The 20328-nt window shown below is 66.7% G+C and carries 20 protein-coding genes; 6 read left to right on the top strand and 14 right to left on the bottom strand.

Going from position 1 to position 20328, the window contains the following annotated elements; all coding sequences use genetic code 11:
• Positions 1-155: 155 nt before the first annotated feature.
• The 4 genes from ftsH to WDLP6_RS12480 all read left to right on the top strand — a co-directional run bounded on the left by ftsH (position 156) and on the right by WDLP6_RS12480 (position 4837).
• Complete coding sequence (ftsH, locus tag WDLP6_RS12465; protein WP_162567465.1) at positions 156-2075, top strand: ATP-dependent zinc metalloprotease FtsH; 1920 nt, start codon at positions 156-158, stop codon at positions 2073-2075.
• Positions 2076-2140: 65 nt separating this feature from the next.
• Positions 2141-3001 (top strand): dihydropteroate synthase, encoded by an 861-nt coding sequence (gene folP / locus WDLP6_RS12470; RefSeq protein ID WP_162592585.1) that lies wholly within the window; start codon positions 2141-2143, stop codon positions 2999-3001.
• A complete protein-coding gene (gene glmM / locus WDLP6_RS12475; protein WP_162592586.1) occupies positions 2998-4326 on the top strand; it encodes a phosphoglucosamine mutase in 1329 nt (442 codons plus the stop codon). Before folP ends, glmM begins: the two co-directional genes overlap by 4 nt.
• Positions 4327-4372: 46 nt before the next feature.
• Positions 4373-4837 (top strand): GNAT family N-acetyltransferase, encoded by a 465-nt coding sequence (locus WDLP6_RS12480; protein WP_162595075.1) that lies wholly within the window; start codon positions 4373-4375, stop codon positions 4835-4837.
• Here the strand turns inward: WDLP6_RS12480 and WDLP6_RS12485 are convergent, their stop codons facing one another.
• Genes WDLP6_RS12485 through WDLP6_RS12505 form a run of 5 tightly spaced genes read right to left on the bottom strand, consistent with a single transcriptional unit; the run spans position 4838 to position 10329 of the window.
• Positions 4838-6109: an acyl-CoA dehydrogenase family protein gene (locus WDLP6_RS12485; protein WP_162592587.1), complete on the bottom strand. Its 1272-nt coding sequence runs from the start codon at positions 6107-6109 to the stop codon at positions 4838-4840.
• Positions 6110-6136: 27 nt separating this feature from the next.
• A complete protein-coding gene (locus WDLP6_RS12490) occupies positions 6137-7225 on the bottom strand; it encodes a phosphotransferase (RefSeq protein ID WP_162592588.1) in 1089 nt (362 codons plus the stop codon).
• A gap of 13 nt (positions 7226-7238) precedes the next feature.
• Positions 7239-7961, bottom strand: a complete 723-nt coding sequence (locus WDLP6_RS12495; RefSeq protein WP_162567471.1) for a Crp/Fnr family transcriptional regulator — start codon at positions 7959-7961, stop codon at positions 7239-7241.
• Between the two features lie 57 nt (positions 7962-8018).
• A complete protein-coding gene (locus WDLP6_RS12500) occupies positions 8019-8798 on the bottom strand; it encodes an oxepin-CoA hydrolase, alternative type (RefSeq protein WP_162592589.1) in 780 nt (259 codons plus the stop codon).
• A 10-nt stretch (positions 8799-8808) separates the two neighbouring features.
• Complete coding sequence (locus tag WDLP6_RS12505) at positions 8809-10329, bottom strand: 3-hydroxyacyl-CoA dehydrogenase (RefSeq protein WP_162592590.1); 1521 nt, start codon at positions 10327-10329, stop codon at positions 8809-8811.
• 64 nt (positions 10330-10393) lie between these two features.
• Between WDLP6_RS12505 and WDLP6_RS12510 the strand changes: the two genes are divergently transcribed.
• Entirely contained in the window at positions 10394-12595 is a 2202-nt protein-coding gene (locus WDLP6_RS12510) for a tetratricopeptide repeat protein (protein WP_162592591.1), read from the top strand.
• Here WDLP6_RS12510 and WDLP6_RS12515 read toward each other — a convergent pair.
• The 4 genes from WDLP6_RS12515 to lexA form a co-directional block, all read right to left on the bottom strand.
• Complete coding sequence (locus tag WDLP6_RS12515; RefSeq protein WP_162592592.1) at positions 12585-13760, bottom strand: MFS transporter; 1176 nt, start codon at positions 13758-13760, stop codon at positions 12585-12587. The two genes, WDLP6_RS12510 and WDLP6_RS12515, sit on opposite strands and share 11 nt — an antisense overlap.
• The gene (locus tag WDLP6_RS12520) at positions 13757-14764 is read right to left on the bottom strand and encodes a D-2-hydroxyacid dehydrogenase family protein (RefSeq protein ID WP_162567476.1); all 1008 of its coding nucleotides are present in this window, start codon (positions 14762-14764) and stop codon (positions 13757-13759) included. Before WDLP6_RS12520 ends, WDLP6_RS12515 begins: the two co-directional genes overlap by 4 nt.
• Positions 14765-14913: 149 nt before the next feature.
• Positions 14914-15258 carry a hypothetical protein gene (locus tag WDLP6_RS12525; protein ID WP_162592593.1) on the bottom strand — a complete coding sequence of 115 codons (345 nt, stop codon included), beginning with the start codon at positions 15256-15258 and terminating at the stop codon, positions 14914-14916.
• Between the two features lie 141 nt (positions 15259-15399).
• Positions 15400-16074 (bottom strand): transcriptional repressor LexA, encoded by a 675-nt coding sequence (gene lexA, locus WDLP6_RS12530; protein ID WP_093107767.1) that lies wholly within the window; start codon positions 16072-16074, stop codon positions 15400-15402.
• Between the two features lie 73 nt (positions 16075-16147).
• Here lexA and WDLP6_RS12535 point away from each other — a divergent pair, with 73 nt between their 5' ends.
• Entirely contained in the window at positions 16148-17146 is a 999-nt protein-coding gene (locus WDLP6_RS12535; RefSeq protein ID WP_162592594.1) for an asparaginase, read from the top strand.
• Between the two features lie 32 nt (positions 17147-17178).
• Here WDLP6_RS12535 and adk read toward each other — a convergent pair whose 3' ends face one another.
• The 5 genes from adk to WDLP6_RS12560 all read right to left on the bottom strand — a co-directional run bounded on the left by adk (position 17179) and on the right by WDLP6_RS12560 (position 20326).
• Complete coding sequence (gene adk, locus WDLP6_RS12540) at positions 17179-17835, bottom strand: adenylate kinase (protein ID WP_162567479.1); 657 nt, start codon at positions 17833-17835, stop codon at positions 17179-17181.
• Positions 17836-17962: 127 nt separating this feature from the next.
• Positions 17963-18730: a 3-deoxy-manno-octulosonate cytidylyltransferase gene (gene kdsB, locus WDLP6_RS12545; RefSeq protein WP_162592595.1), complete on the bottom strand. Its 768-nt coding sequence runs from the start codon at positions 18728-18730 to the stop codon at positions 17963-17965.
• Positions 18731-18748: 18 nt separating this feature from the next.
• Entirely contained in the window at positions 18749-18931 is a 183-nt protein-coding gene (locus WDLP6_RS12550; protein WP_093107755.1) for a Trm112 family protein, read from the bottom strand.
• Positions 18912-19898, bottom strand: a complete 987-nt coding sequence (gene lpxK, locus WDLP6_RS12555) for a tetraacyldisaccharide 4'-kinase (protein WP_162592596.1) — start codon at positions 19896-19898, stop codon at positions 18912-18914. Before lpxK ends, WDLP6_RS12550 begins: the two co-directional genes overlap by 20 nt.
• Before the next feature lie 2 nt (positions 19899-19900).
• Positions 19901-20326, bottom strand: a complete 426-nt coding sequence (locus WDLP6_RS12560; RefSeq protein WP_162595076.1) for an ExbD/TolR family protein — start codon at positions 20324-20326, stop codon at positions 19901-19903.
• Between the last annotated feature and the right edge of the window lie 2 nt (positions 20327-20328).

Raw genomic sequence — 20328 nt, forward strand, 5'->3', positions numbered from 1 at the left:
ATTTCGCCAATTCGGCCTAAAACCGCTCGGCCCCTATGGCCGCTCACGGAAAATTGCCACGTTTCGCAGGTTGAAAAGCCTAAAATGGGTGCCAATTGCGTGCCCTCAGCGCGTTTTCTTTTTTCGATGCAACGCGCCTTCGACTGGAGCTTCGTTTGAACAATCAGTGGTTTTCCAAGGTTGCCGTCTGGCTCGTCATTGCGATGGTGTTGTTCACTGTGTTCAAGCAGTTCGACACTCGCGGGACGGCCGGTGCAGGCAATATCGGCTACTCCGACTTCCTCGAGGAAGTCCGCGGCAACCGCATCAAGAGCGCCACGATCCAGGAAGGTCAGAGCGGCAGCGAGATCGTCGCCATCACCACCGACGACCGCAAGATCCGCACGACCGCCACCTACCTCGATCGCGGCCTGATCGGCGACCTGATCGCCAACAACGTCAAGTTCGACGTCAAGCCGCGCGAAGAAGGTTCGCTGCTCATGACGCTGCTGGTGAGTTGGGGGCCGATGCTGCTGTTGATCGGCGTCTGGGTCTATTTCATGCGACAGATGCAGGGGGGCGGCAAGGGAGGCGCCTTCAGTTTCGGCAAGAGCAAGGCACGCATGCTCGACGAGAACAACAACCAGGTCACCTTCGCCGACGTCGCGGGCTGCGACGAGGCCAAGGAAGAAGTCAAGGAGGTCGTCGACTTCCTGAAGGACCCGGCCAAGTTCCAGAAGCTCGGTGGCCGCATCCCGCGCGGCCTGCTGCTGGTCGGGCCGCCCGGTACCGGCAAGACCCTGTTGGCCAAGGGCATTGCCGGTGAAGCCAAGGTGCCGTTCTTCTCGATCTCGGGCTCGGACTTCGTCGAGATGTTCGTCGGCGTCGGCGCGGCACGCGTGCGCGACATGTTCGAGAACGCCAAGAAGAACGCGCCCTGCATCATCTTCATCGACGAAATCGATGCCGTCGGCCGCCAGCGCGGTGCCGGCCTCGGCGGCGGCAACGACGAGCGCGAGCAGACCCTCAACCAGATGCTGGTCGAGATGGACGGCTTCGAGACCAACCTCGGCGTGATCGTGGTCGCTGCGACCAACCGGCCCGACATTCTCGACGCTGCGCTGCTGCGCCCGGGCCGTTTCGACCGCCAGGTCTACGTGACGCTCCCCGACATCCGCGGCCGCGAGCAGATCCTCAACGTGCACATGCGCAAGGTGCCGCTCGGCCAGGACGTCAACCCGAGCATCATCGCGCGCGGCACGCCCGGCATGTCGGGCGCCGACCTGGCCAACCTGTGCAACGAGGCCGCACTGATGGCCGCCCGCCGCAATGCGCGCGTGGTCGAGATGCAGGACTTCGAGAAGGCCAAGGACAAGATCTTCATGGGCCCCGAGCGCAAGAGCATGGTCATGCCCGAGGAAGAGCGCCGCAACACGGCCTACCACGAATCCGGCCATGCGCTGATCGGCAAGCTCCTGCCCAAGTGCGACCCGGTCCACAAGGTCACGATCATCCCGCGCGGCCGGGCACTGGGCGTGACGATGAGCCTGCCTGCGCAGGACCGCTACAGCTACGACCGCGAATACATGCTCAACCAGATCAGCATGTTGTTCGGCGGCCGCATCGCCGAGGAAGTGTTCATGCACCAGATGACCACCGGTGCCAGCAACGACTTCGAGCGCGCCACGCAGATCGCGCGCGACATGGTGATGCGCTATGGCATGACCGAATCGCTGGGCCCGATGGTCTACGCCGAGAACGAGGGCGAAGTGTTCCTCGGCCGCTCGGTCACCAAGACCACCAACATGAGCGAATCGACCATGCAGAAGGTCGATGCCGAGGTGCGCCGCATCATCGACGAGCAGTACGCCCTGGCGCGCCGCCTGATCGAGGAGAACAGCGACAAGATGCACGCGATGGCGAAGGCGCTGCTCGAATGGGAAACCATCGATTCCGAGCAACTCGACGACATCATGGCCGGCCGCGCACCGCGCCCGCCCAAGGACTGGGCCCCGCGCATCCCGCCGTCGGGCAGTGGCGGTGGCAGCGGCGGCACGCCGGCGGTGAACCCGGATCCTGCACCCACCGCAGCCTGACCGAGCATGTTGCGCTGGCGATCGACGGGGCCTCGGGCCCCGTTTTTTCATGGGGCCGCTTCGGCATGACGGCAGTCTGGCGTACCACGCGCTTCGCGATCGACCTCGCGCAGCCGCGCGTGATGGGCATCGTCAACGTCACGCCGGATTCCTTCTCCGATGGCGGCGCGCATGCCTCGACCGAGGCGGCCGTGCGGCATTGCGTGCGGCTGGTGGAGGAGGGTGCCGACATTCTCGACATCGGCGGCGAGTCGACCCGACCGGGCAGTCCGGCCGTTCCGCTGGAACAGGAGCTGGCGCGCGTGCTGCCGGTGTTGCGCGAGGCGCTCAAACTCGGGGTCCCGGTCTCGGTCGATACCTCCAAGCCCGAAGTGATACGCGCCGTGCTCGAGCTCGGCGCCGACATCGTCAACGACATCTGGGCTTTGCGCAGGCCGGGCGCGCGCGAAGCGGTGGCACAGCACCCGTCGTGCGGTATCTGCCTGATGCACATGCACCGCGACCCCCAGACCATGCAGACGGCGCCGATGGAGGGCGACGCAGTGCCCGCGGTACGCTCGTTCCTGGCGCAGCACGCGCAGGCGCTGGTGGCGCTCGGCGTCGACGCGGCGCGCATCGTGGTCGATCCCGGCATCGGTTTCGGCAAGACCACCGCACAGAATTTCGCCTTGCTCGCACGCCAGTATGAGCTGATCGCCGCCGGCTGGCCGGTGCTCGCCGGCTGGTCGCGCAAGTCCTCGCTCGGCGCCGTGGCCGGCATCGAGGCAGCGGCCGGGCGCATGGTGCCGAGCGTGGCAGCGGCCGTGCTGGCCGTCGAGCACGGTGCGTCGGTCGTGCGCGTGCATGATGTGCGCGAGACCGTCGCGGCGCTGGCCGTGTGGCAAGCGATGAAACAGCAAGGACAAGAAGAAGGGCAAGACCCATGACAAGACAATACTTCGGCACCGACGGCATTCGCGGCACGGTCGGCAAGCCGCCGATCACGCCCGACTTCGTGCTGCGTCTCGCGCATGCCGTGGGCCGCGTGCTCCGCAAGACCGAGGCGCGCCCGACGGTGCTGATCGGCAAGGACACGCGGATCTCGGGCTACATGCTCGAATCGGCGCTCGAATCGGGCTTCAATTCCGCGGGCGTCGATGTCGTGCTGCTCGGCCCCTTGCCGACGCCGGGCGTGGCCTACCTCACGCGCGCGCAGCGTGCCAGCCTGGGCGTGGTGATCAGCGCCAGCCACAACGCCTACCCCGACAACGGCATCAAGTTCTTCAGCGCGCAGGGCACCAAGCTCAGCGATGAATGGGAGCTGGCGGTCGAAGCGGCGCTCGAGGAGCCGCCGGTCTGGGCCGATTCGGCACAGATCGGCAAGGCGCGCCGGCTCAACGATGCATCGGGCCGCTACATCGAGTTCTGCAAGAGCACCTTCGCCTACGACCTCACGCTGCGCGGGCTGAAGCTGGTGGTCGACGGCGCGCACGGCGCGGCCTACCAGGTCGCGCCGCAGGTGTTCCACGAGCTCGGCGCGGACGTGGTCAGCATCGGTTGCGCGCCCGACGGGTTGAACATCAACAAGGGCTTCGGGGCCACGCATCCTCAGGCGCTGATCGAGGCGGTGCGCGCGCAAGGCGCCAGCTACGGCATCGCGCTCGACGGCGACGCAGACCGGCTGCAGCTGGTGGATGCGAGCGGGCGGCTCTTCAACGGCGACGAGCTGCTCTACCTGATGGTGATGGAGCGCATCGTGCGCGGCGAGAAGCCTTCCGGCGTGGTCGGCACGCTGATGACCAACAAGGCCGTCGAGATGGCGCTGCGCGCGCAGGGCGTCGAATTCGTGCGCGCCCGCGTGGGCGACCGCTATGTGCTGGAGGAACTCGAGAAGCGCCGCTGGCTGCTCGGCGGCGAGGGTTCGGGCCATCTGCTCGCGCTGGACCGCCACACGACCGGTGACGGCATCGTGAGCGCGCTGCAGGTGCTGCAGGCCTGTGTGCGCAGCGGCAAGCGGGTGGACGAGCTGCTGGCTGGCATGACGCTGTTTCCGCAGACCCTCGTCAATGTCCGCCTAGCCGAAGGCCAGGACTGGAAGGGCAATGTCGAGCTCGCCGACGAGATCCTCCGCACCGAAGCGGAACTGGGCGAAGCGGGCCGTGTCCTGATCCGCGCGAGCGGCACCGAACCACTGGTGCGTGTGATGGTCGAGGCGCGCGATGCGGCGCAGGCCGAGGCTTGCGCACACCGCCTCGCCGCCACCCTGGGCTGACGCGCAATGCGCGCCTGAAGAAGGAATCCGCGTGATCGAACTCGTGATGGCCGACTATCGACATCCCGCGCATGCCGAAGCAGTGGTCACGCTGCTCGACGCCTATGCGTGCGACCCGGCCGGCGGCGGGACGCCGCTGGCACCCGAGGTGCGGGCCGCACTGCCCGGCGCGCTGGCGGCCCGGCCGCAGGCCTTCAGCGTGCTGGCCTATGACGGCGAGCAGCCCATCGGCCTTGTGAACTGCATCGAGGGCTTCTCGACCTTCGCGTGCAAACCGCTGGTCAACGTGCACGATGTCGTCGTGCTGGCGAGCCACCGCGGCCGGCGTGTAGCCCAGCGCATGCTGCGCCGGGTGGAGGCCGAGGCGCGCTCACGCGGCGCCTGCAAGCTCACGCTCGAAGTGCTGTCGGGCAACGCGAGCGCGCTGCGCGCGTACGAACGCGAAGGTTTCGCCGGCTTCCAGCTCGATCCGGCCTTCGGCTCGGCGATGTTCCTGCAGAAGAAGCTTTGATCAGAACCGGGTGACGGGCATCTCGTTGTCGGTCTTGCCGGTACCGTACTTGCCCAGTTCCCACTTCGCGATCGCATTGCGGTGCACTTCGTCCGGACCGTCGGCGAAGCGCAGCGTGCGCGCGCCGGCATAGGCGTAGGCGAGCGGGAAGTCGTCGCACATGCCGCCGCCGCCATGCACCTGCATGGCCCAGTCGATCACCTGGCAGGCCATGCTCGGCGCGACCACCTTGATCATCGCGATCTCGGTCTTGGCGACCTTGTTGCCGGCCACGTCCATCAACCAGGCCGCCTTGAGCGTGAGCAGGCGCGCCATGTCGATCTTGCAGCGCGCTTCGGCGATGCGTTCCTGCGTCACGGTCTGCGACGCAACGGTCTTGCCGAAGGCCACGCGCGAGGACGCGCGCCGGCACATCAGCTCGAGCGCGCGCTCGGCCAGGCCGATGAGGCGCATGCAGTGGTGGATGCGGCCCGGGCCGAGGCGGCCTTGCGCGATCTCGAAGCCGCGGCCCTCGCCCAGCAGGATGTTGCCCACCGGCACGCGCACGTTCTCGAAATACATCTCGACGTGGCCGTGCGGCGCATCGTCGTAGCCCATCACGTTGAGCGGCCGCACGATGCGGATGCCCTTGGCATCGGCCGGCACGATCACCATGCTCTGCTGCGAATGCCGCGGCGCGTCGGGGTCGCTCTTGCCCATGGTGATGAAGACGCCGCAGCGCGGATCGGCAGCGCCCGAGATCCACCACTTGTGGCCGTTGATCACGTACTCGTCGCCCTGGCGCTCGATGCGGGTGGCGACGTTGGTGGCGTCGCTGGAGGCCACGTCGGGCTCGGTCATCGCGAAGGCCGAGCGGATCTGGCCTTCGAGCAGCGGCTTGAGCCAGCGCGCCTTGATTTCCTCGGAGCCGTAGCGCGCGATGGTTTCCATGTTGCCGGTGTCGGGCGCCGAGCAGTTGAAGACTTCGCTGGCCCATGGCACGCGGCCCATGATCTCGGCCAGCGGTGCGTATTCCTCGTTGGTCAGGCCCGCGCCCTCGTAGCCGGAGGCGGCGGCACTGTCGACCGGCAGGAACAGGTTCCAGAGGTCCTGGGCCTTGGCCTTGTCCTTGAGCTTCTCGACGGTCCTCAGCGCGGTCCAGCGCTTGCCCGCCGCGGTGTTGGCCGCCAGCTCGGCGCTGTACTCGGCTTCGGCCGGGTAGATGTGGTTGTCCATGAAGGCGGCGACGCGCTTCTGGAGGTCCTTGGTCTTGGCCGAATAATCGAAATCCATGCTGCCTCCTGTGAATGGGGTAAGGCCTCAGGCCCGCTGTGCGAATTGCCAGGCCATTTCGGCCATCGGACGTGCGCCGCGACCGGAGGCTACCGCCTGCTCGCTCGATGCGGTGCCGGCTTCGACCCGCTTGGCAATGCCTTGCAGGATCGCGGCCATGCGAAAGAGGTTGTAGGCCTGGTAGAAATTCCAGTCCGGCGCGAGCGCCTCGGGCGTGGTGATGCCGGTGCGCTCGCAGTACTTGCGGATGTAGTCGCTTTCGGTCGGAATGCCCAGGCTCTCGAGGTCGAGGCCACCGATGCCGCGGAACGATCCCGGCGCGATGTGCCACGACATGCAGTGGTAGCTGAAGTCGGCCAGCGGATGGCCCAGCGTCGAGAGCTCCCAGTCGAGCACGGCGATGGCGCGCGGCTCGGTGGGGTGGAACATCAGGTTGTCGAGGCGAAAGTCGCCGTGCACGATCGAGCTCATCTGCGCGTCGCGCGCGCTGGCCGGCATGTGGGCCGGCAGCCATTCCATCAGGCGGTCCATCTCGGGGATCGGCTGCGTGACCGAGGCGAGGTACTGCTTGCTCCAGCGCCCGATCTGGCGCTCGAAGTAGTTGCCCGGCCGGCCGTAGTCGGCCAGGCCGCGCGCGGCGAAGTCCACCGTGTGCAGCGCGGCAATGACACGGTTCATCTCATCGTAGATGGCGCTGCGCTCCGCATTGCTCATGCCAGGCAACGACTGGTCCCAGAGGACGCGGCCGGCCATGAACTCCATCACGTAGAAGGCGCGGCCGATCACCGATTCGTCCTCGCACAGGCCATACATCCGCGGCACCGGCACGTTGGTGCCGGCAAGACCGCGCATGACCTTGAACTCGCGTTCCACCGCATGGGCCGAGGGCAGCAGCTTGGCGACCGGCCCCGGCTTGGCGCGCATCACGTAGCTTTGCGACGGCGTGACGAGCTTGTAGGTCGGGTTGGATTGGCCGCCCTTGAACATCTCGACCGCCAGCGGTCCTTTGAAGCCGTCGAGGTTCTTTTCGAGCCAGGCCGTCAGTGCATCGACGTCGAAGAGATGTTGCTTGGAGACGGCACGGGTGCCGACGAAGTTGTCGAAGTCCTGGGTCATGTCTCTGAGGTCGCTATTGGTCGTCGGCTTCGGAGATGCGCATCAGCGCGGCGCGGTCCAGCACCACCAGGCCGGCCGGTTCGATGCGGATCGCATCCTCGCGCTCCATGGCCTTGAGTTCCTGGTTCACGCGCTGGCGCGATGCGCCGAGCAGTTGTGCCAATTCCTCCTGCGCGAGTTGCAGGCCGATGCGCATCTGGCTGCCGTCCGCGAGGTTCGGCACGCCGTAGCTGCGAACCAGATGGATCAGTTGCTTGGCGAGCCGGGCGCGCAGGGGCAGGGTGTTGAGGTCCTCGACCAGCCCGAACAAGGTGCGGATGCGGCGCGCCTGCAGGCGCATCAGTGCTTCGTAGAGCTCGACGTGGTTCGACAGGATCTTGCGAAAATCGGCGCGCGCCACGCACAGGATGGTGGAGTCGCCATGCGCATACGCATCGTGGGTGCGCCGGTCGCCGTCGAACATCGCCACGTCGCCGAACCAGATGCCCGGCTCCACATAGGTCAGCGTGACCTGCTTGCCCGATACTGCCGTCGAACTCACGCGCACCGCTCCCTTCGCGCATGCGATCCACTGCTCGGGCGGATCGCCGCGCGCGGCGATCAGCTCGCCGTCCTTGAAGCGTTTGACGAAAGCACATCGGAGGATGTCGTGGCGAAGGGATGGGGAAAGGGAAGAGAACCAGCGACCACTGTTGATCGCCTCACGTTCTTCGATGGTAAGAATGGGATCGTCCATGGACTGTCCTGTCGGTGACTGGTGGGCGAAGGGTTGTCGCGCGAGAGACGCGCGGCGTCATTCGTAGCGCGGCGTCTGCTTGGCGAGAAAGGCGGCGATCCCGATGCCGGCGTTGGCGTGGTGCAGGTTGCGAACGAAATGATCCCGCTCCTGGCCCAGCTGCGAGACCAGCGTCGCGCCGCGCGCGTCGCTGAGCAGCTCCTTGATGCTGGCCAGCGCATTGGGCGCGCGCGCATTGAGCCGGCCTGCCAGCGCGAGGGCCGTCGCCAGCGCCTGGCCGCTTTCCGTGAGTTCGTTGACGAGGCCGAGCGCATGCAGGCGCGGTGCCTGGATGCGCTCGCCCTGCATCAGCCACTCGCTGGCCAATTGGCGCGGCAGGGACTGCGCGAGATGCCAGCTCAGGCCGCCGTCCGGCGACAGCGCGACGTTGCTGTACGAGGCCGCGAACACCGCGTCGCGCGCCGCGACGACGAAATCGCAGGCCAGCGCAAGAGAGAAGCCGGCGCCGGCCGCTGCACCTTCCACCGCCGCGATGACGGGCTTGGGAAAGGTGCGGATCGAATCGATCCAGGTGTGCAATGCCTCGATGCTCTCGGCCTGCACCGAGGGCTCGCGCTCGCGGTTGGCAGTCAGCCGCTGCAGCGAGCCTCCGGCGCAGAACCATGCGCCTTCGCCCACGATGACCACGCTCCGGACCTCGTCGCTGTTCTCGGCGCCGTTGAGCGCCTCGATGCCCGCCGCGTACATCTCGGGACCCAGGGCATTGCGCTGCGCGGGATTGGAGAGCGTGAGCACCATGGTGTGCCCCTCGCTCGTGCTTTTCAGTTCTGCGGTCATCCGTTTCTCGCTACTCTTCTTCGTGGGTGAGGCTCAGGCCGAGCGCGCCGCGTCGGCGCAGCCAGGGGCTCGGGCGATAGCGCGGATCGCCGTACACGGTCTGCAGGTTGAACAGGACTTCGAGCACGTTGGTGGGGCCGTACAGATCGCCCATCGCCAGCGGACCCTGCGGATAGCCGAGGCCCAGCCGGACGGCGACTTCGAGATCGGCCGGCGAACAGACCTGCTGCTGGCACATGTCGGCCGCGATGTTGACGATGCTGCCGATCACGCGCTGCGTGACGAAGCCGCCGCTGTCGCGGATCACGCTCACCGCCTTGCCGTCGCGCGCGAACAGCGCGTGGGCCGCGTCGCGCATGTCGCGGCGCGTGGCCGGATTGGTCGCCAGCACGCGGCGCTTGGTCGCCGCATCGTCCACCATCAGGTCGATGCCCAGCGTGCGGGTCGCATCGAGTCGCTCGACGGCGGCCACGGTCGTCACGTCGAAGCCCAGCGGGGCGACCAGGATCAGTGCGGCGGAAGAGGGCGTTGCGCCGCTTTCGAGCTGCGCGCCGAGCTCATGCACCAGTCGCAGCAACTCGGGCCGCCGGGCCGCGCGCGGCGACACCCACACCGCAGGCGTCGTGTCGACCACCGGCACGGGCGGTTCGGGCGTCTGTTGCATCACGCCATCGACATAGCGGTAGAAGCCTTCACCCGTCTTGCGCCCGAGGGCGCCGGCCGTCAGGCGCTGGGCAGTGATGACGCTGGGCCGGTAGCGCGGCTCCTCGTAGTACTGGCGGTAGATCGATTCCATCACCGGATGCGAGACATCGAGCGCCGTGAGGTCGAGCAGCTCGAACGGGCCGAGGCGGAATCCGGCCTGGTCCTTGAGGATGCGATCGATGGTGGCGAAATCCGCGACGCCTTCGCCGACGATGCGCAGGGCCTCGGTGCCGTAGCCGCGTCCCGCATGGTTGACGATGAAGCCGGGCGTGTCTTTCGCCTGGACCGCGGTGTGGCCCATCTGCGCCGCGTAGCCGGCGAGTTGCCGGCAGACCTCCGGGTCGGTCTTGAAGCCGGCCACGACTTCGACCACCTTCATCAGCGGGACCGGGTTGAAGAAGTGGAACCCGGCCACGCGCCCGGGATGCGCCAGCGCCGCCGCGATCGCGGTGACCGACAGCGACGAGGTGTTGGTCACCAGCGTGGCCGTGGGCGCCACCACGCTTTCGAGCTCGAGGAACAGCTTGCGTTTGACCTCCAGGTCCTCGATGACGGCCTCGATCACCAGATCGCAGCCGGCGAGGGCCTGCAGCGATTCGACGGCGTGCACCCGCGCGGACAAGGCCTCGCGCTGTGCCGCATCGAGCTTGCCCTTGTCGGCCATTTTTTGCCATTGCGCGAGGAGAGCGTCGCGTCCACGCGACGCTGCACCTGCAAAGCTGTCGAGCAGGAAAACCTGGCTTCCGGCCTGTGCTGCAATCTGGGCAATACCGCGCCCCATGGCGCCAGCGCCGATAACACCTATGTTGGAAAAGTTCACAGTCATTTGATAATTGTCCCTCGGTGAATGAATAGCCCTGACCCTCGTGTCAGAATGTGTCAACTTTTGATTGCCTTTCGCACCCCCGCTTATTTTGCAATTCCCACGCCTTGCGACGGTCCTGGTCCTCCTGGGATTCGCCATTGAATCATCCGCCTTGACGATCGGTCGGCCCCAGGGGTCTACCTGGATCGGCAAGCCGCTTGACATGGCGATCCCGCTTTCGCTCGATGCCGCCGACTCGGGGGATTCCCTGTGTCTGGGTGCCGATGTCGTGCAGGGCGATACGCCCGTGGCCGATGGACGTGTGACTGTAGCGCTTGAACCAGGCTCAGGTCCGAGCAACCCGCGCATGCGCATCCGTTCCCGAGCGCCGGTTGAAGAGCCCGTGGTCACGGTGACGGTGCGTGCGGGCTGCGACATGAAGTCCACCCGTGTCTTCGTGCTGCTCGCCGACGTGCCAGCGGATGTCGCCTTGCCAGGTGTTTCTTCGTCGGGTCCGCAGGCATCGTCCGATAGGTCGCAGGGGGCCGCGCGTGGGTCATCGTTCGGCGAGGAGAACGGGACGTCGTCGAACCTGTCTCAGCGACGGCGCAGCAGCTCGTCCGCAGCCGTTGCGCGAGCGCGTGATCGCAACGCGCCGCCGCCGCGCCACCGTCCTGCACCGGTGCCGCATCGGGTCGTGGTCGCGCAAGCGCCGGCCGCGCCGCGTGCCGCTGCGCCGACGCCGCAACCGGCCGCCGAGCCGAAGCACGAGGTGGTGACTGGCGCACCCCGTCTTCAGCTGGAGCCGATGGAGCCCGTTCCCGCCGTGGAGGCGGGGCTCAAGACTTCTTCGCAACTTGCGGCGGGGCCGGTCGCCGAAGATCCGGCCCGGCGCGCCGAGGCAGCGAGCCAGTGGCGTGCCATGACGGGCAGCGGATCCGAAACCGCCGAGCGCGACGCGCAACGCATGCAGACGCTGGAGGCCACCCTGGCGACCTTGCGTCAACAGACTGCCCAGAACCAGCGTACCCTGCTCGCAGTGCAAAGCGAACTTGCCGAGGCGCGCGAGAGCCGCTATCGCAACCCGCTCGTCTATGCGCTGATCTTTCTCTTGCTGCTCGCTCTGCTGGCCATCTTTATGTTGTGGCGCCTGGCACGACGGGCTGCGGCACCTGCCTGGTGGGGCGAAGCGTCACCGCGCAAAGAGGAGCCGCCGACTCGGTCGAATCCGCGCAGCGTTTCGTTCGACGACGAACTCGATTCGGATGCCGACCAGGATCCGGCGTCTGCACGTCGCAGCGCCAATTCCACCACCTTCGGTGCCGCGCCTTTCGCGGCGCTGGAGCCCGACGAGGACAGCGGCTTCGACGAACCGATACCGCATCCGGCGCGTACGCCCGATGGCGCGCCGGTGCGGCCGGTCAACACCGAAGAGCTGTTCGACGTGCAGCAGCAGTCGGACTTCTTTCTCTCGCTGGGCCAGCATGACCAGGCGATCGCGGTGCTGCGCGAGCACATCGCCGCCAATCCCGGCACGAGCGCCCTGGCATACCTCGACCTCCTGCGGATCTTCCACTCGCTGGGACGCCAGGAGGACTATGCGCGGCTGGCCGAGGAATTCGAGCGTGCGTTCAATGCCGATGTGCCGGTGTTCGAGAAGTTCACCGACACGGGCAGAGGACTCGAGCACTACCGCAGTGCCCTGGCGCGCATCGAGTCGCAGTGGCCGGCGCCAGGCACCCTGGCCCTGATCGAGGAACTGGTGTTCCGCAAGCCCGGTTCGCACGAAGAAGACGCCTTCGACCTTGCCGCCTACCAGGAGCTGCTGCTGCTGTATTCGGTGGCCAAGGAAGTGATCGATCCGGACAGTGCGCCGCCCGCACCGGTCACGCCGCATTCGTTCCTCGATACCTATGCGCACGACCAGCAACCGACGGCCTCGGCGCCTGTCGAGCCCGAGAGTCCGCCCGAGCCCGTGACGGATGGGCCGACGCTGCCGGCATCGATCTATGGCGCGATCGACCACGGCCTGCAGCACGATACGGTCCTGGTTCCGGATGCGCCGGTGGCGGCGCCGGGCCCGGTTCATGGCGCGTCGCACAGTGCAGCTGTCGGCGAGATGGATCTTGCGGAATTCGACAGGACGGCTTACGAGACCATTGCGGCGCCGATGGAAACGCCCAAGCCAGTACCGCCGATCGACCCGAATGTGATCGACTTCGAACTGTTCGATCCGACCACCGAGGCGGAAATCGCGCCGCGGCCCGTCAAGCCCGTCAAACGCTGAGCGCTGCGCCGCGCGCCAGCTGCGCGCGGTCCACCGCCATGCTGAGCGCCAGCGCCAACAGCATCGTCACGAGGCCGACCCAGCTCATCCAGCTGGCGGCCTCATGGGCCAGCAACCAGCCGCCCGTGGCAGCGCCGACGGCCTGCCCCACGTAGATGCCGGAACTGTTCAGCGCGACCGAGCCGGGCGCAAGCACCGGCGCGAGCGAAACCAGTCGCGCCTGCTGCGCCGAATTGGCCGCGAAGCAGCCCAAGCCCCAGGGCACCAGGATCAACGCCAGCCATCCGAGCGTGATTCCGAGCGGCCACAGAAGCAGGCTCACGCCGATCAGCACCGTGGTGATCAACACCATGCGCGACGCACCGATGCGGTCGATGTAGCGGCTCACCAGCACGTTGCCCGCGAGGCCGCAGATGCCGAACCAGCCCCAGACGAGGCCCAGTTCGCTTGCGTTCGCGCCCAGGGTCTGCCGGAGAACGGGCGCGAAATAGCTGAACAGGACAAATTGCCCTGCACCTTGCAGGGCAGTGACGGACACGACGCCCATCAGCAAGGGATTCCTGAGCACGCGTCCCCAGGCCTCGCGCGACAACGCGGCGGGGCGGATGCCGGCCGGAAGCCGGGACCAGATCCCGTATGCGCTCAGCACGGAAAGAAACGCGATCGCCGCGAAGGCCGTCCGCCACCCGAAGTGGCCGCCGATGACCGCGCCGATCGGCAAGCCCAGCACCGAGGCCACGGACCAACCCAGAAAGACGAAGGTGACGGCGCGGCCTCGCTGTTCGGTGGGCACCAGCATGCCGATACACGCGGCCGCTTGTGCGGTGAAGATGGCAGGCGCGACGACCGTGAGCATGCGCACCGCCAGCAGGCCGCCGAAGTTGGGCATCAGCATGGCGAGCAAATGTCCGGCGGCATACCACAGCATCGTGCAGCTCAGCAGGATGCGGCGATCCCACCCCGCGACCACGGCAGCCAGCAGGGGTGCGCCCAGGCACATCACGACCGCTGCTGCGGTGATCAGCTGGCCGGCGGTCGCGGCGCTGACCTCCAGCGAGGTGCTGAGTTCATTGAGCGTGCCGGGCACCACCATCACGCCCGTGCCGATCACGAAGTTACCCGCCAGCAACGCCCACGATGCAGCCGGCAATGCGGGCTGCTTCAACGACGGACCTGCAGCGCGCCGGGATTGACGATGTTGGTGGGGTTGCCCTTGATGAAGCTGACGACGTTGTCGAAAGCCTGGCCGAAGTACATCTCGTAGCTGTCCTGCTCGACGTAGCCGATGTGCGGCGTGCAGATGCAGTTCTCCAGCCGCAGCAGCGCGTGGCCCTGCAGCGGCGGTTCGCTCTCGAACACATCGATCGCCGCCAGTCCGGGCCGGCCGCGATTGAGCGCGGCGAGCAGGGCATCCTGTTCGACCAGTTCCGCCCGCGAGGTGTTGACGAAGAGTGCGGTCGGCTTCATGCGCGACAGATCTTCCAGCGTCACCAGCCCGCGCGTGTCGTCCGTCAGGCGCAGATGGATCGACAGCACGTCGGCAGCCATGAAGAACGCGTCCCGGTTGGGGGCCACCTGCAGGCCGTCGGACCTTGCCTTGGCGCAGCTTTCTTCGCGGCCCCAGATCACCACCTGCATCCCGAAGGCCTGTCCGTAGCGGGCGACCAATTGGCCGATGCGGCCGTAGCCCCAGATGCAGAGGGTCTTGCCCTTCAGCACCGAGCCGAGCCCGAAGTTGGGCGGCATCGAGGCCGACTTGAGGCCCGACTGCTGCCACGCGCCGTGCTTGAGGTTGCTGATGTATTGCGGCAGGCGGCGCATCGCGGCCATGATGAGCGCCCAGGTGAGCTCTGCAGGTGCCAGCGGCGAACCCGTGCCTTCGGCCACCGCAATGCCTTGCTCGGTGCAGGCGTGCACATCGATGTGTGCGCCGACGCGCCCTGTCTGCGAGATCAGCTTGAGCTTGGGCAGCTTCTCGATCAGTTGACGGGACACCTGGGTGCGTTCGCGGTTCAGCACGATCACATCAGCGTCCTTGAGCCGGATCGAGAGCTGTCCGATGCCCTTGACCGTATTGGTATAGACCTTGGCTGCGTATGCATCGAGCTTGGCGGCGCAGCGCAACTTGCGCACCGCGTCCTGATAGTCGTCGAGGATCACAATGTTCATGGCGTGCCATTGTGCCTCGCGTTGCCAACGCGCCGTGTCGGCGCGTGGCTGGACACGGTTCGGCCAGATGCGCGTGCGGCGAGGTCATCGTCTCGGCGAACGTCCGCGGCGCGGGTCTGGAACCTGCGCCGGCGACAGGCCGCTCCGTGTCAATGCAGTCCGGCTGCTCGTGGTGTTGCGTCCGCGGCCTCCAGGGCGGCCAGCCGATCGAGCTCGGCGCAGACGTCGACCATGCGGCCCGAAATCAACACGCGACTGGCACGCCCGCCAGATTGCTGGGCGTCGACCGTGCGCACGACGCGCAAGGGACGCATCGGCGCTGGCACTTCGGCCTGCGCCGATGCGCCGGGGTGCACCGCGCAGCTGGGCCGAACACTCACATACCGCAGGCCAGCCGAAGCGGTGCGGCGCGATCGACGAGCCGGCATCCAGCGGCTCGCCAGCGATTGCAGTGGTGTGAAAAAATCAGCAATGCTGAGAAGAGCGATTCCCATGTGAACTCCAGAAAATCAGAGGTTGAACACAGGCAGGATTGCTTTCATCGGCTTCGACAGGGTGATGGCCTTCGCCATACGCCCGCCACCTGTTGCGGCCGGGATCTTCGCGCATGCGGCTGCATGCGATGGCTGCCGCAGCTACATCAGCATCGTGTTGCGGATCAGGCCGACTGCAAGGCCTTCAATCTCGAAGGGCTCGCCGGGCTGAACCACGATGGTGGGGTAATCGGGATTTTCCGCATGCAGCTCGATGACCTGCTTATTGCGCTTGAGGCGCTTGACCGTCACCTCATCGCCCAGCCGTGCCACCACGATCTGCCCGTTGCGGGCTTCCTTGGTGGCCTGGACGGCGAGCAGATCGCCGTCCATGATGCCGGCGTCGCGCATGGACATGCCGCGAACCTTGAGGAGGTAGTCGGGCTGGCGCTGGAACAGCGTGTTTTCCACGTAATAGGTTTGATCGACGTGTTCTTGCGCAAGGATGGGCGAGCCTGCGGCCACACGGCCGATCAGCGGCAGCGCCAACTGGGCCATGCCGGGGAGGGACAGGGAGAACTGGTTGTTGCGGGATTCGTTGAGGGAGCGCAGCGCATCGCCCTTGAGGCGGATGCCGCGCGAAGTGCCGCTCACGAGTTCGATGACACCCTTGCGGGCCAGCGCCTGAAGATGCTCTTCGGCTGCATTGGCCGACTTGAAGCCGAGCTCGGCGGCAATCTCGGCGCGAGTGGGCGGAGCGCCGGTGCGCGCGATGGCACTCTGGATGAGGTCGAGAATCTGCTGCTGACGGGCGGTAAGCTTGACGGCAAACTGCATGAATGACTCCTTGCGGCACTGGCTGAATATCCAGTACCTGTATTTTTAACCAGTTTTAGAAAGTTGGCAAGCCATGGCCCAGGACATTCGAGACGGCCGGCGCCGCGTGATCGTGTTGGGGACGGGCGGCACCATCGCCGGAAGGGCGGCGGCGCCCGGTGACAACATCGGCTATGCCGCCGGCCAGGTGGGCGTGTCGGATCTGCTGAGCGGCATCGAGGCGCCGGACGGAATTTCATTGTTGGCGGAGCAGGTCGCGCAGATCGACAGCAAGGACATGACGTCGGTGGTCTGGCGCGAGCTCGCCCTGCGCTGCGCTCACTGGCTCGCCGAGCCCGACGTGGCGGGCATCGTCATCACGCATGGCACCGACACGCTGGAAGAGACGGCGTTCTTCCTGCAATCGGTGCTTTCGCCGCACAAGCCCGTGGTTCTGACCTGCGCGATGCGGCCGGCCACTGCCCTGGCACCCGACGGACCGCAGAACGTGCGCGATGCCCTCGTGGTCGCTGCGATGCCAGGTGCACACGGCGTCGTGGCCGTGTGTGCAGGGACGGTGCACAGCGCGTTCGATGTGCGCAAGGTCCACACCTATCGGCTCGATGCATTCGATTCCGGTGACGCGGGCCCGTTGGGCTATGTCGAGGAAGGCGTTGTGCGGCTCCACAGAAGCTGGCCCGGCGCGGCCGCCGATGTCGCCTCAGGCCTGTTCGAACGGATGATCGAAGCGCGGACATGGCCTCGGGTCGAGATCCTGGTGAGCCACGCAGAGGCGCGCGGGAGCATCGTCGATTCACTGCTCCAGGAGCGCCGGCTCGGTGCGGCAGAGCCGGTACAAGGCCTGGTGCTCGCGGCCACCGGCAACGGCACGCTTCACCATGCGCTCGAAGAGGCAGCACTTCGGGCGCAATCCGCCGGTGTGGCCGTGGTGCGTGCGACGCGATGCGCGCAGGGGCGCATCCTGCCGAAAGCCGGCGAAGCGGAATCGATACCCAGCGTCGGCGCCTTGACGCCGGTGAAGGCGCGCATCGCCCTCATGCTGGAACTCCTGGGCAGCCCATCGACCGCCTGAGAGAACCGGAATGTTCGCGCGAAGGGGGCCGATCAGCTGCTCAACGCCGTGAGCGCGCGCTGAGTGATCTCATCGACCGTGCCGACACCGCTGATGGCGCGGTACTTCGGCGCCGCAGCCGGCTCGGCCTTGGCCCATGCCGCGTAATAGTCGACCAGGGGACGTGTCTGCTGGCTATAGACCTCGAGACGCTTGCGCACGGTGGCTTCCTTGTCGTCCTCGCGCTGGACCAGGTCGTCGCCCGTCAGGTCGTCCTTGCCCTCGGTCTTCGGCGGATTGAACTTGACGTGGTAGATGCGTCCCGAGGCCGGGTGCGAGCGGCGACCGCTCATGCGCTCGACGATGTCTGCGAAAGGCACGTCGATCTCGAGCACATAGTCGAGGTTGACCTGCGCCGCGCGCATGGCTTCGGCCTGCGGAATGGTGCGAGGAAAGCCGTCGAAGAGAAAACCGTTCGCGCAATCCGGCAGTGCGAGACGTTCCTTGACGAGGTTGATGATCAGATCGTCGCTCACGAGTGCGCCGGATGCCATGACGGCCTGCGCCTGCAGGCCGAGCGCGGTACCCGCCTTGACCGCGGCTCGCAGCATGTCCCCGGTGGAGATCTGGGGAATGCCATATTTCTGGCAAATGAAGGCGGCTTGCGTGCCTTTGCCTGCCCCGGGGGCGCCCAACAAAATCAGTCTCATGGTGTCCTCGGACGGTTCTTTGAATTCTGTCGCGCCATGCACACTCGCCACGTGAGCGGCGCAGGGCGGAGTTGGATCGAGGATAGCATGCGTCCCGCGGCCGAATCGCGGACCAGGGCGAGGCTGGCTACGCGGCCGACAGCAGCGCGCGCACGCGGGCCAGGTCTTCCGGCGTATCGATGCCCGGCCCTGGCGCATGGTCGCTGACATGCACCGCGATGCGGTGCCCGTGCCACAGTGCGCGCAGCTGTTCCAGCGCTTCGGTGCCCTCGATCGGTGCCGGCGGCAGATCCGGAAACCGGCGCACGAACCCGGCGCGGTAGCCATAGATGCCGATATGACGCAGCGCTTGCGGTGCACGCGGCAATGTGGTCGGGCCTTTCCCTGCAAAGCCGTCGCGCCACCATGGGATCGGCGCGCGACTGAAGTAAAGCGCGTTGCCTTGCGCATCGAGCACGGTTTTCACGACATTCGGATTCACGAAATCGTCGACCGAGTCGATCGCGTGTGCTGCCGTGCTCATCACCGCATCGGGATGCGAGTCCAGAGTGTGGGCCACGGCATCGATGAGCGCCGGATCGATCAGTGGCTCGTCACCCTGCACGTTGACGACGATCGCATCGTCCGCGAGGCCGAGCAGGGTGCAAGCCTCGGCGAGGCGATCGCTGCCGCTGGGATGGTCGGTGCGGGTGAGCAGGGCTTGCACGCCATGGGCCTCGCAAGCGGCAACGATGCGCGCATCGTCCGCGGCCACCACGACGCTGCGTGCGGCAGACTGATGCGCGCGTTGCGCAACGCGAACCACCATCGGCAGGCCGGCAATGTCGGCCAGCGGCTTGTCCGGCAAGCGCGTCGACGCCAGCCTGGCAGGGATGAGAACGGTGAACGAAACCACGCTTTGCCGCGGCCCGGCTCAAAGGCCCAATTCTTCGTCGGAAAGGGTGCGTGCTTCCGTCTCGAGCAGCACGGGGATGCCGTCGCGCACCGGATAAGCGAGGCGTGCGCTGCGCGAGGCAAGTTCCTGCTTCTCTGCATTCCAGGTCAGCGGGCCCTTGGTCACGGGGCAGACGAGCAGTTCAAGCAGCTTGGTGTCCATCGAGGGATGATAGCTTCGCATCGAGCGCGGCGAAAAAGGCCGGCGCGGGTTCGAACACCAGAGGGACGGCCAAGGCTGCAGGGGCTGTTCGCCACAGTTTCACGGCGTCCTTTTCCGTGCAGATCAGCGTGTGGCTGCCGTTGTTGGGCGGGGACGTCCAGTGATGAAAATCGTCGTGATCGGGCAATGCGATGCATTGCGCCAGGCTCAGACCGGCCTCGCGAAGCATCTGGAAGAACGCGTCGGGCTTTGCGATCGCGGCGACGGCGATCAGGTGCCGTCCGCTCAACGAGGACAGCGCAATGGCCGTGCCGTCGCTTTGCAGCGCATGGTCGGCCAGCATGCGGCGGGCGCCGAATCCGGCAAATGCCGGGTGGCGCCCGGTATGAAGGATCAAGTCGCAGGAGCGGGGCCAGCGCTCGCGCAAGGGGCCGGCCGGAAGCAGCCAGCCATTGCCGGTGCCGCGATCGTCGAAGACGCAGATCTCGACGTCGCGCGCCAGCGCCCAATGCTGCAAGCCGTCGTCGCTCACGATGACCTGGATCGCAGGATGGCGCGCAAGCAGGGCGCGGGCTGCTGCCGCACGCTGCCGGGCGACGAAAACCGGCGCATGGGTCGAGCGCCGGATCAGCGCGGGTTCGTCGCCGACCTTGTCAGGATCGCTGTCGTCGAACACCTCGCGGCAGTCGTCGGTCGACCGGCCGTAGCCGCGCGACACCACACCCGCCGTGATGCCGCGTGCATTCAGGTGCCGCACGATCGCCATCACCACCGGCGTCTTGCCCGAGCCGCCCGCGACGACGTTGCCGACCACGATCACCGGCACGCCGATCCGTTCGACGGGCTGTATCCCGAAGCGATAGAGCGCCCGCCGGCAGCCGGCCAGCACGCCGTAGAGGAGGGACAACGGCCAGAGCAGCCGCGCGATCAAGCCGCGTTGCAGCCAGGCTCGCTGCAGCCAGGCCAAGGCTAGCGTCCCGCTTGCGCGGCTGTCTGCGTGGCGAAGGTGATGCGCATGAGGCCCGCGCGGCGCGCGCCTTCCATCACCGTGATCACCGACTGGTGCGAGGCGCTGGCATCGGCGCTGATGATCACGACGTTGTCCTTGGCTTCGTCCGCTGCGGCACCGAGCGCTGACGCCACGGTTTCGATGCTGCGGTCCGGCAGGATCGTCTTGTTGACCGAATAGCGCCCGTCGGCCGAGACCGCGACGACCACTTCCTTCGGGTAGTCGTGCTGCGCCTCGGCATCGGCCACCGGCAGGCGAATCTGCATCTCCGTGAACTTGCTGTAGGTGGTCGACAACATCAGGAAGATCAGGATGACCAGCAGCACGTCGATGAACGGGATCAGGTTGATCTCGGGTTCATCGCGCGAGCCATGGCGAAAATGCATTC

The sequence above is a fragment of the Variovorax sp. PBL-E5 genome (assembly GCF_901827185.1).
In the GTDB taxonomy this organism is placed as follows: Bacteria; Pseudomonadota; Gammaproteobacteria; order Burkholderiales; family Burkholderiaceae_C; genus Variovorax.